Source organism: Pseudoalteromonas sp. H71 (genome assembly GCF_001468485.1).
In the GTDB taxonomy this organism is placed as follows: Bacteria; Pseudomonadota; Gammaproteobacteria; order Enterobacterales; family Alteromonadaceae; genus Pseudoalteromonas.
This window is the reverse complement of sequence record NZ_LODI01000018.1, coordinates 1-16,869: the sequence shown is the minus strand read 5'-3', so window position 1 is coordinate 16,869 and position 16,869 is coordinate 1. Positions and strand designations below refer to the sequence as shown.

Below are 16,869 nucleotides of genomic sequence, written 5' to 3'. Positions count from 1 at the left end.
AAAGACACCTAAGTGTCTGTTTTTTGCTTTGAACTACGCGTTTAGCGAATTTCGTCTGGTATATTTTGCTGTGCCCAAGATAATAGCTCAATACGGTTACGACACTTAGTCTTTCTAAATGCGCTGTATAGATGAGTTTTTACTGTGTGTGGGCTAATGCTAAGTTCTTCAGCAATTTCTTTATTTTTAGAACCGTTACTCATTAATGAAATAATTGCTTTCTCGCGCTTAGTAAGTTTGACAGGTTCAATATCGCCCTCTGTAAGCTTGTGAAGTGCATCTTTATTAAACTGCAACATGCGATTTAACGCATTACACATGATGTCGCGACGATACCAAAGCTGATCTTCTAATAAGAGTCGAATACCTTTCATTAGCACATCTGCATTGTCGGTCGTATAAAATACACCACGAATCCCGCTGAGTAATGCTCGATTGGCAAGCTCTGGGTTTTCATCTAAATTAAATAATATGATATCGCACTTAACACGTAGGTTTACTAGTTGTTCTTTTAATTTTCCCCACGCGTCATTGCTAGACGTTTCAATAAAAAGTAAGCGAGTTCCTTCAGGTGTATCCAATATATTAGTACCGGTTGTTACGTCTAGTCCTTGCGTTTTTAGCAATGGCTCTAATACGTTAATACCAATAGTATTAATTGGATCTTTATCTAATAACAAAAAGGCAGAACTGCTCATGTTTTTATACTCTTTTATAAAGCTGACTGATTAAGTTTATCACGATTCCCACACCTTTAGTATTAGAAAACCGCTATCGTACTTAAAAACAAGTACAATTTTATGATTATTTAAACATAAAATGTTGCAAATAAGTAATTGTTTTTTAATTTATAGGAACACATGCTTTTACATAGCATGCAGTAACCGAGCTTAATTAAACGATTTCTTTTTTGTTATCTTGATAAGGAGGCCACCCCATTTGCTTACCGGCAAGCATGTGAAGATGGATATGATAGACGGTTTGACCGCCATGATCGTTGCAGTTCATAACAACACGGTAGCCGTCATCGCTAAAGTTATGTTCTTTTGCAAGCTTCGCGGCCACCACATATAAGTTGCCTACTAAGTGTGCGTTATCATCATTTATATGATTTATGGTAGGAATTGCAATTTTTGGGATAATTAACACATGAAAAGGAGCTTGAGGGTTTATATCTTCAAACGCGAGAGTATTTTCGTCCTCGTAAATTATGCTTGCTGGGATTTCGCGATTAATTATTTTTGTAAATAGTGTCTCTTGGCTCATTGTGTGTTCCTTATCAAGTGGTATGAAATTTAGATTCACTAATGACAAATTTTCAAAGCAGTGTCAAACTCAAATCAACCAAAGGAGTTAATATGCGTAAATCAGTGTTAATGAGCAGTGTAGCTGCATTGCTATTTAGTGTATCGGGTATGGCAGAAAATATTCACTTTCCTGAAGAGTTTGTGCCGTTACAAGTCGGTGAGCGAATAATAGAAAGCTCTTTGTTTAGTCGTGTAGACGATTTAGAGCTAGCGCCGGGTTCGTATCGGCTAAAGCTCAAGTATACCGACTTATACGATGAAGATTACGATATGCATGAGGTGGTCGAGTCAGAGCCTTTTTGGGTTGATATTACGATTGAGGCGGGCACAGATTACACCTTGGTATTTAATCGTGCTGAAAATGCAGTAGCGGCTAAAGTATTTGCTCAATCGCCCATGGTAAGTTTAAAAGCTAAAGGCAGTGCGTTAGCTGCACCATTGAGTGTTGTCTCTAATAACCAACTTGCTAGCGAAGCGCCAGTGAGGACTATGCGAGAATCACCTGCGAGTCCAGAAAAGCCGAGTAGACCGATTAAACCAATTGCACCCATTACAGGAAAAGGCATGCCAAGTGCGACGCAAATGCTCGACTTTTGGTGGCAACAAGCAACAATTGCTGAGCGACAGGCTTTTTTAGCAAAAGTAACAAAATAAGCTGTTTGAGATAAGCATTAAAAAAGGGCCAAATTTGGCCCTTTTTAGTTCCTATTTTACGCTGTTTATTATTCAAATAAAGCGTCAATAGTGCCTTGTGCTAGTGGGTGGTAACCCGGACGTGCTTTTAAGTACACCTTTTGTGCCCACTCTTTTTTACCGTTAGTAATCAGTGATTTGTACAGAGGGACAATTAGCTTACGACGACCAATACCTGATAAATGCTTATCAAGAGCAGGGTAAATCGGTTGGTAACCGTTGCCCACCGCAAGCATATACCATGCAAATGCGCGTTCTGCGTTGGTTGATTGCGTTAAGTTAAACTCACCGTCTAATTCAGTCATTTTTTCAATGCTTAAATCACGTGGTAGGTTATTTAAAAAGTGTAACCACTCATGTACTGTCCAGTTTGCTGTTGGGAGCTGCGCTGCAGTTGTTGCGCCTTGTAACCAAGCTGTGGTTGCAGTATCGACCTTATCGAACGCATCAGAGGTTGGGTTTGGCGCATCGCTTGGTAAACCAGGTTCAAAAATCCACTCGTTCACTTTATCCATACTAACAATACCTGGGTACTTGTTAATTAAATGGGCTTCAATATAGGTAACAAATTGTGCAGTCGTTAACGATTTAAAAGCAAACTCGTCAAAGTAAGTTTTTACGAAAGGGTCAAACTTGTCACGACCAAATTTGTTTTCCAAGTAAATTAAGAATAACTGACCTTTAGTGTAAGGCACTGAGCTAAAGGCATCGTCTGGATCGCGGCCATTAAGCTTTAAGTTAAGACGAGTATCAGGCGCATCAATAGTTTTAAGCTGTGCACGTAACCCTGCGGCATCAAGAGCTTGCTCCATTACTGCACGGTCGCGACCAAATACTTCTTCCATAATGCGGTTTTCAACGTATGAGGTAAAACCTTCGTTTAACCATAAATCTTCCCACGTTGCATTAGTCACTAAGTTACCAGACCAAGAGTGGGCAAGCTCGTGCGCAATTAGATTAACTAAACTTTTATCACCAGCCACTACAGTAGGCGTAATAAACGATAAACGCGGGTTTTCCATGCCACCAAACGGAAAGCTTGGCGGAAGCATGAGTAAGTCGTAACGACCCCATGCATAGTCGCCGTACATGGCATTGGTTTTGTCGATCATGGCTTGCGTGTCGTTAAACTCAGCAACCGAGGCTTCTAAAATTTCTGGCTCAGCAAAAATACCTGTTTGATGAGACATCGCTTTAAACTCTAAGTTACCTGCACCAATAGCAATTAGGTATGGTGAAATAGCTTGCGGCATGTCAAAGTGATAATCGCCATCTTTATAAAGTGCGTCTTTATTATCGGCACTCATAACCGCACGAATATCTTTAGGCGTAGTAATACGCGCAGAATAGGTTACTCGCATTGCCGGTGTATCTTGTACAGGTAACCAGCTACGAGCGTGAATTGCTTGCGATTGGCTATACATAAACGGGTGCGTCTTACTTGCTGTTTGTTCAGGTGTTAACCATTGTAAGCCTGATGCCTCTGGACGGCTGTTATAGTAAATACGCACTACTTTGGCTTGGTTTTTAAACTCAATAGTTAGCTTTGAACCTTTAACATCATCACGGTTTGCTAAAGTGAATTTTGCTTTGTGCCAGCTGCCTGCTTGCGTTTGATACATTACTTTATCGATGTCTAGGTCGCGAGTATCAAGCACTAGCTTTTTGCTTTTGCTGTTATTCCACTGAAGTGTATGCTCAACAAAGCCTTCTAATTGCTTGTCTTTAAAATCGACATCTAAATCAAGGCTTAAGTGAGTTGTAACAACATCGTCAAGATTGGCGTATGAGTTTTGATCAACAGCATTCGCCATTGCTTGCGAACACATGCCCGCCATAGCGAGGCTTAAAAAGAGAGGTTTAATTTTCATAATTACCTTGAACACAAATAAAAAGAGCAGGTTTTATAACACGATTGACAAGGTGGGTTGAGCAATTTTTACAATCTGATGCGTATTTTGCGACGATGAGGTAAACTATTGCGATTAGTTGGCGGTTTATCTTGAGAGCCTTGTGACGCACGCATTACACCCTTTACACACCTTTGCATTACATACCAAATGCCAAAATTTAGTTGAAATTACTGACATTGAGCAGCTATATAAGCAAAGCTTTTCGTCACCTTTCTGTTTGTTGGGGGAGGGGAGTAATACCATTTTTTTAAACGATTACCATGGTACGGTAATTAAAATGGCAACTAAAGGGATTAATATTACCCCCCGTAAAACCGATACCTTAATAAGCGTTGCAGCCGGTGAAAATTGGCATCAATTAGTCAAATTTTTATTGGATAAAAACTTACCAGGGCTTGAAAACTTAGCACTTATACCCGGCACTGTTGGAGCGTCACCGGTGCAAAATATTGGGGCCTACGGGGTTGAACTTTCAAAATTTATAGAGTCAGTCGAATACTTTGACATACACAGCAGAGAACTTGTTTGTTTGACTAACGAGCAATGTAAGTTTGGCTATCGTGATTCTATATTTAAACATGCATTGAAAAATAAAGCGGTTATTACACGTGTATTGCTAGTATTGCCAAAGCAATGGCAGCCTGTGCTGAGTTATGGTCCGTTGCAGCAGCTGAAAAATGTGACTCCGCGTACTGTATTTGAGCACGTTATCCAAACACGTAACAGTAAACTGCCAGATCCATACACGTTACCCAATGCGGGCAGCTTTTTTAAAAACCCAATAATTACCAATCAACAATTAGCAACGCTATTAAAGCAATTCCCTGAATTACCGCACTACGCATTCGGACAAAGCAAGCATAAGGTCGCTGCAGGGTGGTTAATAGATAACGCAAACCTCAAAGGTTATCGGGTTGCGGGCATTGAAGTTCATAGGCAACAAGCATTGGTATTAGTAAATCATGGCGATAGCCACGGCGAAGATCTAATTAGTATAATCAAGCACATTCAACATATTGTGTATTCGCGTTATAGCATACTGCTTGAGCATGAAGTGCGCTTAATAAATACAACTGCCGAATGCTATGTACAAGGAGGCGTTACACAGTGAAAGCACCTGATGGCAATAAACTCGCAATATTAAATGCATTAAATAAACCGGGCTTTGTATCAGGGCAAGCGCTGGGAGAGCAGCTAGGTATTAGCCGTGCGGCTGTGAGTAAGCATATTAATAGCCTACAAGAGATGGGTTTAGATATTTTTAAAGTAACGGGCAAAGGTTATAGCCTAAACAACTACGCTGGGCTTTTAAACCAATCGCAGATACAACAGCATTATAATCAATTAAATAGTCAGTTGAAGTCGCAGTCAGCGAACGTAGAAGTTCATCCTATAATCGACTCAACCAACTCCGAGCTTATGCGGCGTATACAAGCTAAAACAGCGCTTGAGTCGGGGACTATTATAGTGGCCGAAATGCAGCAAGCTGGGCGAGGGCGTCGAGGACGTGTGTGGCAGTCACCGTTTGGTGCAAACCTTTATTACAGTTACTTTTGGCGTTTAGATGATGGTCTGCAGGCAGCTATGGGGGTGTCGATTGCGGTGGGGTTAGCGGTATACGATACAATTAAAGCGCTTTATGACATAGATTTAGAGCTTAAGTGGCCAAACGATATCTACCTAAACAAACAAAAGCTTGCAGGTGTACTTGTTGAACTAGATGGGCAACCGCAAGGACCGTGTCAGCTGGTATTAGGAATTGGTATTAATTTACAAATGCCAGAAAATTTCAGCCAAAATATAGATCAAGCATGGACTGATTTAAGCCAGCATACCCAAAAGCTAGATAAAAATGAGCTGGTGGCATCACTCACTTATCACTTAGAGCATCGGTTAGAACAGTATCGTAAAAGTGGGTTACAAACAATGCATCAGCAATGGAACTCACTGAATGCTTTTGCTGGTGAGTGCGTAGAGCTAAATACAGGCCATAGAAGTTGGCGGGGGATATGCGAAGGAATTGACCCTCAAGGGGGGATTCGTATTCGTCAAGATGGAGATGTAAAAAGCTACTATGGCGGGGAAATATCACTGAGAAAGGCATCGCTATGAGATTACTCATCGATGTAGGTAACACCTCTTTAAAAGCCGTGCTTTGGCACAACGAGCAGGCACAACAAGCCGATTTAAATAATTTACCCTGGCCGCAAATAACAGACGTTGTATACGCGTGTGTAGGGCGAAGTGAATTACTCAATAAAATATTAGCTCAAGCTGCTACGCATCACACTGCATGTTATGAAGCAACGGTAACTAAAACACTTCAAGGGCTTACCTGCGCGTACGAGCAAGTAAACAACTTAGGTATTGATAGATGGCTTGCGCTCATTGCTGGGTTTACATTGCATCCAAATAAAGCGTGCATAGTGGTTGATGCGGGTACGGCCACAACGATTGATGTATTAACCAGTGAAGGACAGCACTTAGGCGGGTGGATTTTACCTGGGCTTGATTTAATGACGTCATCGCTGACGCAAAATACTCAGCGTGTATTTGACGACGAAAATACTCCGTTTGTAAGTCAGTTAGGAAAAAACACCCCTAACGGCTTAAAAAATGGTGCGTTAGTGGCCACCATAGGCGCAGTTGAACAAGCTAAATTACATTTAGGTGCAAAAAATAGCACCCAAACAATGCAAATTGTTTTTGCTGGTGGTTATGGCGCGTTATTACAGCAGCAATTTGAAGGCAGTATTTATGATTCTTTGTTGGTAATGAAAGGTTTAAATTTTTGGCGAAATTTAAGCAAAACGAGCTAAAAATAGAAAAATAAGTAACTTTTGCATGAATATTGAACATTTAAGCAATAAAATCGCATTTTTTTTAATTTTATAGTTGCATCCCAATAAACCTTACTCTAATATCTCGCCCCGTACTAAAGCAGTGCCGACTTAGCTCAGCTGGTAGAGCAACTGACTTGTAATCAGTAGGTCAACCGTTCGACTCGGTTAGTCGGCACCACTTTCCTTTTACCGAAAGTGAATTAGTAGAGAATTATCGTGGAGGGGTTCCCGAGCGGCCAAAGGGATCAGACTGTAAATCTGACGGCTCAGCCTTCGCTGGTTCGAATCCAGCTCCCTCCACCACTTTATTCTTGACGGTTAGAGGTAGATTAAGAACAGATTCCTAACGCGGGCATCGTATAATGGCTATTACCTCAGCCTTCCAAGCTGATGATGCGGGTTCGATTCCCGCTGCCCGCTCCAGTTCTTGTGTTGCTGATATAGCTCAGTTGGTAGAGCGCACCCTTGGTAAGGGTGAGGTCGGCAGTTCGACTCTGCCTATCAGCACCAGTCTTAAGAATCTTCTTGATTACTTCCTTTATCTGTCAGAAAATACTATTTGAAAAAATTAACTTAATCTACCTTCGGTGGATTATTTTCATATGTAATCTAGATACACAAAACTGATAGGTTCCGTCATGGCAAAAGAAAAGTTTGAACGCGTAAAACCGCACGTAAACGTTGGTACAATCGGCCACGTTGACCACGGTAAAACTACACTTACTGCAGCAATCACTAACGTACTTGCAAAAGTATACGGCGGTGTTGCTAAAGATTTCGCATCAATCGATAACGCTCCAGAAGAGCGCGAGCGTGGTATCACTATCTCAACTTCACACGTTGAGTACGACACACCAACTCGTCACTACGCACACGTAGATTGTCCTGGTCACGCCGATTATGTTAAAAACATGATCACAGGTGCTGCACAAATGGACGGCGCTATCTTAGTAGTAGCTGCAACTGACGGCCCTATGCCACAAACACGTGNTATATTCCTATATTCCTATATTCCTATATTCCTATATTCCTATATTCCTATATTCCTATATTCCTATATTCCTATATTCCTATATTCCTATATTCAAAATAGCTTAAAACACCCACTGTAAACTCATGCCGTTTGTTTTTAACCAATTGGATGCAGCTTTATAGTCTGGATAAAAAACCTCTACTCTGTCCCAAAATTGCTTACTGTGATTTAAATACCTTAAATGAGCAAGCTCATGCACTATTACATAATCAATAATTCTATGAGGTGCTCCTATTAAATGTAAATTAAACGACAATTCTCGCTTACTGTTACAACTGCCCCAACGACGCTTGTAAACAGCTAACGTTAATTTTTTCGGCAACGCCTCATCCATTTTTTCACAATAAAAAGCAATACGCATTTCCACATAAGCCGCTAACTTTTCTTCTAAATAGCGTTTAATTAAACTCTCATATTTATTTTTATAATTTTTTACACGACTAGAGTGTGTAACATATAGCGTGTTATTATGCTCTTTCACGTCAGATGATGGGCCTTCACGAAAAATTAATTCAACCGACTCAGAAAAAATCTTTATTTTATTTTTCTCAATTGGGTACTGTTTAGTGTCTATTACATTAAGCTGCTTTTTTAATTGTGTTTCTATCCAATGTTGCTTTTCGAGTAACCAACTATCGATTTGTTTTATCGGCACATAATGAGGTGCGAATACGGTTACTGTTTGATTATATATTTTTATAGCCACTGTCTTTCTGCGCTTACTTTTTTTAAGTTGATAATCAAACACTACTTTCTCTCATTAATTTAATTCTTTGGCCCGTTTTAACGCTATTTAATGGATAAACGCTATTGGTTTTTACCCTGCTTACTTTTCATTTTAATTAATAACTTATAATAACTTTACTTAAAATAAACATAAAAAATAATAACTTGAAAACTATACGTTAAAAAATTGAAACGAAATCACTTTTTATACCGCACTCGTCAATTAAGTATATATTTATATGATAATTATATTAAACTACTTACTTAAAGACTAATTTTTGAGCCAATATGCTATCTGCGTTTTTTGTAACAGACCATGACCCTAGCCTGATTATTAACGGGGTATATGACCCACTTTTAGTATCTATATCTATTTTAATAGCGATATTCGCCTCTTTTTTTACAACTAGGCTCATTGATTTAGCAAAAGAAACAAAATTTTATAATTATAGGCGTTTAGCAAAATTCACTGCCGCAGCAATATTTTCAGCAGGCATTTGGAGTATGCACTTTATCGGTATGCTGGCCTTCTCTCTATGCACAAATATCAAATACGACCCAACAATCACTATTTTATCTTTTCTCCCTGCTTTTTTTGCTTGCCAATTTGCTGTATCTATTTTAATTAACAATAAGACGACCTTCAAAATACTTGGTTTATGTTCTGTATTATTAGGCGCTGGCATAGGTACAATGCATTACAGCGGCATGGCCGCTATGGAGTTGGCGCCTTTGTTACGCTACGACCCACTTACCTTTGTTTTATCGCTCTTTGTTGCCGTCGCTTTATCATTTATCGCCCTGTATAGCCGGTTTAACCTTACTAAGGTTTTCCCGAAATTAACAGCGCTACAAAGCCGTACCATAAGCGCTATTATTTTGGGCTTCGCTGTTGCAGGAATGCACTATATGGGCATGGCTGCAACACGCTTTGTTGCAACATCGCCTTTACTATTTACCGATGTTAATGCGTCTGCAGGCCTTACATTTGTTGCAATAGCCGTCGCAACCGCAACGATAGCAATTACGAGTGTGGTTGCCGTTATCAATGGCATGGTTCGTTATAAAATGTTGTTAGAGGAAAAATCTGCCGATGAGTCTCGGTTAAATGCCATTCTAGAAACCGCAATTGACGCAATTGTTACCATTGACCATGCAGGTATTATTTTAAGTTTTAATACCTCAGCCACCCATATTTTTGGCTGGCAAGAGCATGAAGTTAAAAACAAAAACATAAAAATGTTAATGGATGATAAAATTGCAAAGCATCACGATCAATACCTTGCCAATGCTGAAAATACATTCTCTGAGAAGGTCCTTGGGGTAAACCGTGAAATTTTTGCAAAGCATAAAGAAGGTTATCTTTTCCCTATTCGAATCGGTATTGGCGAAGTTAACCAGCCCGGACAAACTCCCCTATACGTAGGTTACATTACTGACTTGACCGAACAGCGCGAATTACAACGCAGCCTTATTGAAAAAGAGCAAAAGTACCGCTCTTTAATAAATAATATGCCGGGTGCTGTATTCAGATGTAGGCTAGATGAAAATTGGAGTATGTTATTTATAAGCCCAAGTATTTTAGAGCTAACAGGTTACCAATCAGATGAATTTACTGAGCATTGCTTAGAGTTTATTGATCTTATTCTAAAAACAGATCAGCAAGCCGTTATGGATGCAGTATTAAAAGCAGTCCAAGATAAACGTCAATACTCTATCGAGTATAGAATTCGTCACAGAAATGGCAAAGTGTTATGGTTATTAGACCAAGGTAGCTTTTATTATAATAACCAAGATCAAGCTCAGTGGATAGACGGCGTACTTATTGATATCACCGAGCGTAAAGAATACGAAGACAAACTCGAAAAAGCTAAACTGCAAGCTGAGGAAGCCGCACAAGCTAAGCAATCATTTATGGCTAATATGAGCCACGAAATACGCACTCCTATGAACTCAATTATCGGTTTTAGCGACTTACTTATGGATACACCGCTAAATCATGAGCAGCAAAAGCACCTTGTTACTGTTAATAATGCAGCCCGTTCACTACTTCGCTTACTTAACGAAGTACTCGATTCAGCAAAATTAGAGCGTGGCAAGCTAAGAATAGAAGCGGTACATTTTAGCCTTAAACCCGTTATAGACAGTATTATTTCAACCTTTTGGTTAGAGGCAAAAAAGAAAGACCTTATACTCAATCTAACTATTAAAGAGTCAGTGCAAAACACTTACTACGGCGATCCTGACAGGTTAAGACAAATATTAACCAACCTGATTGGCAACGCGATTAAATTTACAGAGCGCGGCTCTATAAGCATAACAGTGAGTACGACGCAAAACGGGCACTTATTTTTTGAAGTACAAGACACAGGTATTGGTATTGCACCGGACAGAGTAAGCGCTATTTTTCAGCCTTTTGTTCAAGCCGACGGAACTACAACACGTCGCTTTGGTGGAACGGGGCTTGGTACAACCATAAGTAAACAATTAGTTGAACTTATGGGGGGGACTATAAATTTAGTCAGTGAATTAAATAAAGGCACCTGCTTTTATTTTTCGCTTCCTCTAAAGGTGGGTGATGAAAATAAAATTGATCATTTTGATCGCCTTCACACACAATTGCCTGCGCTAAGAGTATTAGTCGTTGACGATATAGAACAAAACACAGAGCTTCTCTCGTTATTACTCTCAAGAGATCACCATGCGGTTACGAAAGCGAGTAACGGTTTTGAGGCCATTGCTACTTTCCAACAACACGATTTTGATGTGGTTTTGATGGATATCCATATGCCGGAGTGTGATGGGATTGAAGCATCTATGAGAATAAGAGAACTAGAAAAGCAAAAAAAATTGAAAAACACCCCAATCATTGCATTAACAGCCAGTGTTTTGCAGCAAGACAAACTTTCGGCCAAAAAAGCGGGGATGAATGGGTTTGCAAATAAGCCGATTGATATTAATCAGCTAAACCAAGAAATCGCACAAGTGCTGGGTTTAGGCGTTTCTAAAGAGATAGAAATTGCGCAAACTGACCCTAATGCTAAACATATCGACTTTAAAAAAGGGTTAGCCTTGTGGGGCTCTAAATCTAAACAACTAACTGAAATTACTAAATTTACAAACGATAGTGATAATCGATTTGAACTTTTGTTAAATGAGCCTCAGCTAAACTCTCAAAGTAGCTATAGTTTAATACATACACTAAAAGGCATTTCTGGCAATTTGGGCCTAATTGCGTTGATGAAGCTTTTATCCAACTTAGAGCAAGCTATTAAACAAGGTGATAGCGTTGATGATATTTTAAAAGCAATAAAAGCTGAGTTGGTTATTATTTCTAAGTTGTTAACATTCAAAAAAACTGAACCACTCAGTAATCCTGAAAATAATCAAACAGTTATTTCCAACACTGAACTAAAATTATTGTGTGAAACACTCATCGAATCCGCAATAAATGCTGAATTTAATGACACTGCACTTAGTGGCCTTCAAAGTTGTTCAAATGGTTCATTGGTAAGTAATATTAAAGCAATAACCGATGCCTTTGATGAGTTTGATTTTGATAATGCGCAGGTTAAGTTAAACGAATTACTAAAAAAGCTAAACGATATATGAGTATATAAATGATTTTTTCTGCACAAAGTCCCAGAGTATTAATTGTTGATGATGAGCCGGCAAACCTAAAAGTGATGCGTGAAATATTAGGCGAACAGTACCGACTGTCGTTTGCAAAATCTGGAACAGCGGCCTTAACTTTACTTGAAAAAGAGTTACCTAAGCTTATTTTACTCGACATAATGATGCCAGACATGAATGGGTTTGAAGTATGTGAGCACATTAAAAGTAATCCAAAAACAGCGCATATTCCCGTTATTTTTGTCACTGCGCTCGGTGACGAAAGTGACGAGTATAAAGGGTTTGAATTAGGGGCTGTTGACTACATAACCAAGCCAATAAGCCCTGCCATTGTAAGAGCGCGTGTTAAAACACATCTTTCATTAGTACAAGCTGAGCAATTAAAGCAGGCACATGTAGATTTAGTTCAACGTTTAGGGCGTGCAGCTGAGTATAAAGATACCGATACGGGTGAACACATAGTTCGTATGAGTCAGTATAGTAAAGTTCTTGCCTTAGGAATTGGCATGTCAGAAAATCAAGCAGAGCTCTTGCATCAAGCAGCGCCTATGCATGATGTTGGAAAAATAGGTATTCCTGATGCAATTTTATTAAAACCCGGAAAATTATCTGTCACAGAGTTTGAACACATGAAAGAGCATGCCTTAATTGGCGCAAAGATTTTAGCTAACTCATCTTCCCCGCTATTACAACTTGCTCACAAGTTAGCAATTGAGCATCACGAAAAGTGGGATGGGTCTGGTTACCCATATGGTTTAAAAGGTGATGAAATATCCATCGAAGGCAGAATTATTGCTGTTGCAGATGTATTTGACGCACTGACTTCGAAGCGCCCTTACAAAGACGCGTGGAGTGTAGAAAAGACAATTTTACATATGAAAGAGCAAGCAGGTAGCCACTTCGACCCAGCTATTATTGACTTATTAGTTGAAAAACTGGACGAAATACTCACTATTAAACAAAGGAATCAAGAAAGTTAAACCTTTTTAGCACTGTGCGAACCTTGTTCAACATCTGGATAAAACGCCTTTATATATTCATAATCATGAGATGTTATTTCATGGCTATTACCGCTTTCATCTTTAAAATACATTGAAAACGTAACACCGTGGTCGGCCAATACTGCTTTTACATCCATTGCTTTAAAGTGCGCAAGCCACGCAATAAATTGCTCCCCAGTTGCAGCAAACGCGATTCCCTTGCTACGAACTTGACCTTCAAACAATGCTAACCGTGTTGTCGCATTTTTATCTTGTAACGTTAATGGACCTTTTCCGGTTTCATCCCAAAAGGCAAGTTCTTCTATAACCTTGAAGCCAAGTACTCGCTCAAACCACACCACTGCGCTGGGCAAGTTATCTACATTAATATGGCAATGGTCAATTCCTGACAAAAAAGGGATTGTTTTGTTACTCATACTATTCACCTACCTCAGACCTTAACTGCTCTAAAAATGCGTGCATATAGTGGGTGCGTTTATTCGCCTCCTCTTTCGCTGAGGGGGTATTCATACTCTTGGCAATATTTAAAAGTTTTATAAAAAAATGATCTAGAGTAAATTTATTATCGTCTGGCTTTCTAGTTGTACAAAATGGATCATCAGGGCTATAAAGTAGGCGATTAATAGAGCCCCCTACTTTCATGCAACGGCTAATACCAATAGCGCCTAAGGCATCCATTCTGTCTGCGTCTTGTACTATTTGTGCCTCAACCGTTTTAATTTTAATATTGGCGCTAAAACTATGTGCAGCTATTGCATGATGAATATCTTCAAACAAGCCTTCGTCATAACCTAAGCCTTGTAAAAACCCAATTGCTTTATCTGCTGCCATAGTCGACGCTTTGGCCCTGTCAGGGTGGTTTTTAGCAACAGCGACACAGTCATGCAACCATGCTGCGGGTAGCACAACAGCCATATTCGCTTTTTCAGCGTTGCAAAGCTGTATCGCCACTCTAACCACACGCTCTATATGGGTAATATCATGGGCTACATCGGCATGTATAAGCGATTTAATAAAGTCACGGCATTGCTCAGAAAGTAATTGTAATGACGGAGTTAAGGTAGTTTCAACCAAGGTATTTTCCAAAAATTTATTAACACATTGAATTAACCATACTTTACCGTGCTTTGCAGTTTACATGCAAAACATTCATTGTATGTTGACCTTGCCTTGACTAAAATACAGCGCTTATTTACTACAACAGAGAAGTCTTATGTCATCTGCCGTTTACCTACAAGCTGGTCGCGATAAATCATTAAAAAGAAAACATCCGTGGTTATTTTCAAAAGCCATTAAAAAGATCAAAGGTAAACCTGGGCTTGGCGACACAGTTACAATCCATGATAGTGAAGGTAAATATTTAGCAACAGCAGCATACAGCCCGCACTCTCAAATTCGAGCTCGTGTGTGGAGCTTTGACGAAAAAGAAATTATTGATCAACACTTTTTTGAGCGACGCTTACGCCGTGCATTAGAAGCTCGTAGTCAAGTAATTGAAGAAGGTGGATTAACCGGTTACCGATTATGTGCCGCTGAGTCTGATTACTTACCGGGTGTGACAATCGATAAATTTGATAATGTGCTCGTATGCCAACTTTTAAGTGCAGGAGCTGAGCGTCATAAAGGTGAAATTGTAGGCGCACTGATGGCTATATTTCCTGGCAGCAGTATTTATGAACGTTCAGACGTAGACGTACGGACAAAAGAAGGTCTGGAGCCAATTAAAGGTATACTTTGGGGCTCTGAACCAACACAACCTGTACTTATTGAAGAAAATGGTTTAAAGCTCGAGGTAGATATTTTAGAAGGCCATAAAACCGGGTTTTATCTAGATCAACGCGATAGCCGAGCAGCACTTGAACGTTTTTCAAAAGATAAAACCGTGCTTAACTGCTTTAGCTACACAGGTACGTTTTCACTTTATGCGCTTCGCGGTGGCTGTAAGCATGTTACTAATGTTGACGTATCACAACCGGCACTCGATACCGCAAAACGTAATGTTGAGCATAATAATTTAGATCTAAATAAAGTCGATTTTGTTAAACAAGATGTATTTAAACTTTTACGCCAATACAGAGACGAAGGTAAACAATTCGATACTATCGTTATGGACCCACCTAAATTTGCCGACAACAAGGCACAGCTAACAGGTGCATGCAGGGGCTATAAAGATATCAATATGATCGCTATGCAAATATTAAAGCCGGGCGGCACACTATTAACGTTCTCTTGCTCTGGTTTAATGGAACAAAATTTATTTCAAAAAGTAGTTGCAGACGCAGCACTGGATGCTGGAAAAGACTTATTAATAATGGAACGTTTAAACCAAGCAGCTGACCACCCTATTGCGGGCAGCTACCCTGAAGGCTTTTACTTAAAAGGGCTTATTTGTAAAGTTTATTAATTAACATTTAATTGGTTAATTAAACTCTATTATCTCAAGCCCTGCTGTAATTGTGCCATCATCTTCTTTGCTGGCACGTATTACCTTAGCGGTCGCTTTTAACGGAGCAATACTTGGATGAGTTGATGCGATATCAACAGACAAAACTGTATTTGGTTCTAGCAAATCATCTAAATGAAGCGATAAACCCGTTGCACTTAAGTCTACGCATTCAGCGGTATATGTTAAGCCTGCGACTGGCTCAATAGTTGTAAGCATTGCAGTAGCGTTTACCTGCATGCGTCTATAGTTTCGTTTATCTTCTGTGAACATAATTCCCTCTAAACTATTGTGTTTATTTGCTCTAACAGTGCGCTTATAGCGAATGGTTTCACTACATAAGCATCACATCCAGCGTCAAACCCCATTTTTTTCTCAAGCTCAGACTCAAGGCCTGATACCATAACCACAGGAATGTTTTTAGTTTCTGGCGTATGTTTTAGCATTCTGCATGTATCATAACCATCAAGGCCTGGCATACATACATCAAGTAAAATAATGTCAGGAGGATTGGCAATTGCAGACGCAAGACAATTCTGACCTGAGTCAGCATAACTAACGTCAAATTTAGACTCTAGTGCAGATTCAAGCATTTCATAATTAAAATACTCGTCATCGACTACTAGCAGCCGTTTTGTTTTTGGTTCAATCACCGAGGACATGCTTATGTCGTTTCCTTCTCAAAACAAAAATAAATCCTACCTTTAAGGTACTAACCTTCTTAATAAATGCAAGCATTATTCTATTTCTTTTATAGCATTTAAAATTCGTTTAGACGAAATAGGGTAAGGCGTTCCTAACGTTTGTGCAAATAATGAGACTCTAAACTCTTGTTGCATCCAAAATATCGCTTCTATGTCGCTGGGTATCGGCATACCTTTGGGTATTTTATTCGTTAGTTTTTTATATTCATTGGCCACTTTATCAAGCTCAAGGGTAATCCCCCCGAAAAATAATAGAAGCCAAGCGTAGAATTTTCTCTTATTGTAAACACAGGAGAAAATTATGAAAAAAGCACATTTTACAGACAACCAAATCCTTGCCATTTTAAAACAAGCAGAAAGCGGCGTGCCTATTCCTGAGCTGTGCCGCGAACATGGCATGGGCAATTCAACCTTTTATAAATGGCGCGCTAAATACGGCGGTATGGATGCGTCTTTAATGACACGAATGAAAGAGCTTGAAGATGAAAATCGCCGTTTAAAGAAAATGTATGCTGAAGAGCGGCTAAAATCCGAGGTCATTCAAGAGGCAATGGCAAAAAAGTGGTAAAGGCT

Annotated in this window: 15 protein-coding genes, 4 tRNA genes and 3 pseudogenes; 13 read left to right on the top strand and 9 right to left on the bottom strand. The window is 39.5% G+C overall.

All coding sequences use genetic code 11. The features are described from left to right. Positions 1-41 precede the first annotated feature (41 nt). A complete protein-coding gene (locus tag ATS71_RS09935; RefSeq protein WP_008132268.1) occupies positions 42-698 on the bottom strand; it encodes a helix-turn-helix transcriptional regulator in 657 nt (218 codons plus the stop codon). A gap of 196 nt (positions 699-894) precedes the next feature. Further along, entirely contained in the window at positions 895-1,266 is a 372-nt protein-coding gene (locus ATS71_RS09930; protein WP_058404687.1) for a histidine triad nucleotide-binding protein, read from the bottom strand. A 92-nt stretch (positions 1,267-1,358) separates the two neighbouring features. Here ATS71_RS09930 and ATS71_RS09925 point away from each other — a divergent pair, with 92 nt between their 5' ends. Further along, a complete protein-coding gene (locus ATS71_RS09925; protein ID WP_058404686.1) occupies positions 1,359-1,961 on the top strand; it encodes a DUF2057 domain-containing protein in 603 nt (200 codons plus the stop codon). A gap of 68 nt (positions 1,962-2,029) precedes the next feature. Here the strand turns inward: ATS71_RS09925 and ATS71_RS09920 are convergent, their stop codons facing one another. Then, on the bottom strand, positions 2,030-3,871 hold the full coding sequence (locus ATS71_RS09920; RefSeq protein WP_058404685.1) for a M1 family metallopeptidase: 1,842 nt from the start codon (positions 3,869-3,871) through the stop codon (positions 2,030-2,032). A 142-nt stretch (positions 3,872-4,013) separates the two neighbouring features. On the opposite strand from ATS71_RS09920, the gene murB reads away from it, so the two are divergent. The 8 genes and pseudogenes from murB to ATS71_RS09880 form a co-directional block, all read left to right on the top strand. Next, entirely contained in the window at positions 4,014-5,024 is a 1,011-nt protein-coding gene (murB, locus tag ATS71_RS09915; RefSeq protein WP_058404718.1) for a UDP-N-acetylmuramate dehydrogenase, read from the top strand. Continuing rightward, positions 5,021-6,025 (top strand): bifunctional biotin--[acetyl-CoA-carboxylase] ligase/biotin operon repressor BirA, encoded by a 1,005-nt coding sequence (gene birA / locus ATS71_RS09910; RefSeq protein WP_058404684.1) that lies wholly within the window; start codon positions 5,021-5,023, stop codon positions 6,023-6,025. The genes murB and birA overlap by 4 nt, the downstream gene beginning before the upstream one ends. Beyond that, positions 6,022-6,732: a type III pantothenate kinase gene (locus ATS71_RS09905; RefSeq protein ID WP_058404683.1), complete on the top strand. Its 711-nt coding sequence runs from the start codon at positions 6,022-6,024 to the stop codon at positions 6,730-6,732. The genes birA and ATS71_RS09905 overlap by 4 nt, the downstream gene beginning before the upstream one ends. Before the next feature lie 126 nt (positions 6,733-6,858). Beyond that, positions 6,859-6,934, top strand: a tRNA-Thr gene (locus tag ATS71_RS09900). 40 nt (positions 6,935-6,974) lie between these two features. Next, positions 6,975-7,059: transfer RNA gene (locus ATS71_RS09895), tRNA-Tyr, on the top strand. A gap of 45 nt (positions 7,060-7,104) precedes the next feature. Beyond that, positions 7,105-7,179, top strand: a tRNA-Gly gene (locus ATS71_RS09890). Between the two features lie 11 nt (positions 7,180-7,190). Continuing rightward, a tRNA-Thr gene (locus tag ATS71_RS09885) sits at positions 7,191-7,266 on the top strand. Between the two features lie 128 nt (positions 7,267-7,394). After that, positions 7,395-7,746, top strand: a pseudogene (locus tag ATS71_RS09880) (GTP-binding protein); the annotation flags it as partial. Positions 7,747-7,850: 104 nt separating this feature from the next. Here the strand turns inward: ATS71_RS09880 and ATS71_RS09875 are convergent. Further along, entirely contained in the window at positions 7,851-8,537 is a 687-nt protein-coding gene (locus ATS71_RS09875) for a M48 family metallopeptidase (protein ID WP_058404681.1), read from the bottom strand. Positions 8,538-8,803: 266 nt separating this feature from the next. Between ATS71_RS09875 and ATS71_RS09870 the strand changes: the two genes are divergently transcribed. Both ATS71_RS09870 and ATS71_RS09865 read left to right on the top strand, forming a co-directional pair. Beyond that, positions 8,804-12,127, top strand: coding sequence for an MHYT domain-containing protein (locus ATS71_RS09870; protein ID WP_058404680.1), 3,324 nt, complete (start codon positions 8,804-8,806; stop codon positions 12,125-12,127). Positions 12,128-12,135: 8 nt separating this feature from the next. Continuing rightward, positions 12,136-13,128 carry a response regulator gene (locus tag ATS71_RS09865; protein ID WP_058404679.1) on the top strand — a complete coding sequence of 331 codons (993 nt, stop codon included), beginning with the start codon at positions 12,136-12,138 and terminating at the stop codon, positions 13,126-13,128. Here ATS71_RS09865 and ATS71_RS09860 read toward each other — a convergent pair. Continuing rightward, a complete protein-coding gene (locus tag ATS71_RS09860; RefSeq protein WP_058404678.1) occupies positions 13,125-13,565 on the bottom strand; it encodes a VOC family protein in 441 nt (146 codons plus the stop codon). The two genes, ATS71_RS09865 and ATS71_RS09860, sit on opposite strands and share 4 nt — an antisense overlap. 1 nt (position 13,566) lies before the next feature. Further along, on the bottom strand, positions 13,567-14,223 hold the full coding sequence (locus ATS71_RS09855; protein ID WP_058404677.1) for an HD domain-containing protein: 657 nt from the start codon (positions 14,221-14,223) through the stop codon (positions 13,567-13,569). A gap of 139 nt (positions 14,224-14,362) precedes the next feature. On the opposite strand from ATS71_RS09855, the gene ATS71_RS09850 reads away from it, so the two are divergent. Beyond that, complete coding sequence (locus tag ATS71_RS09850) at positions 14,363-15,553, top strand: class I SAM-dependent methyltransferase (RefSeq protein ID WP_058404676.1); 1,191 nt, start codon at positions 14,363-14,365, stop codon at positions 15,551-15,553. A gap of 15 nt (positions 15,554-15,568) precedes the next feature. Here ATS71_RS09850 and ATS71_RS09845 read toward each other — a convergent pair whose 3' ends face one another. The 3 genes and pseudogenes from ATS71_RS09845 to ATS71_RS09835 form a co-directional block, all read right to left on the bottom strand. Then, the gene (locus tag ATS71_RS09845; protein ID WP_058404675.1) at positions 15,569-15,865 is read right to left on the bottom strand and encodes a PilZ domain-containing protein; all 297 of its coding nucleotides are present in this window, start codon (positions 15,863-15,865) and stop codon (positions 15,569-15,571) included. Positions 15,866-15,873: 8 nt separating this feature from the next. Continuing rightward, entirely contained in the window at positions 15,874-16,254 is a 381-nt protein-coding gene (locus ATS71_RS09840) for a response regulator (RefSeq protein ID WP_058404674.1), read from the bottom strand. Between the two features lie 75 nt (positions 16,255-16,329). Further along, positions 16,330-16,527: pseudogene (locus ATS71_RS09835) on the bottom strand (DUF3418 domain-containing protein); the annotation flags it as partial. Positions 16,528-16,597: 70 nt separating this feature from the next. On the opposite strand from ATS71_RS09835, the pseudogene ATS71_RS09830 reads away from it, so the two are divergent. Further along, a pseudogene (locus ATS71_RS09830) lies at positions 16,598-16,858 on the top strand (transposase); the annotation flags it as partial. Between the last annotated feature and the right edge of the window lie 11 nt (positions 16,859-16,869).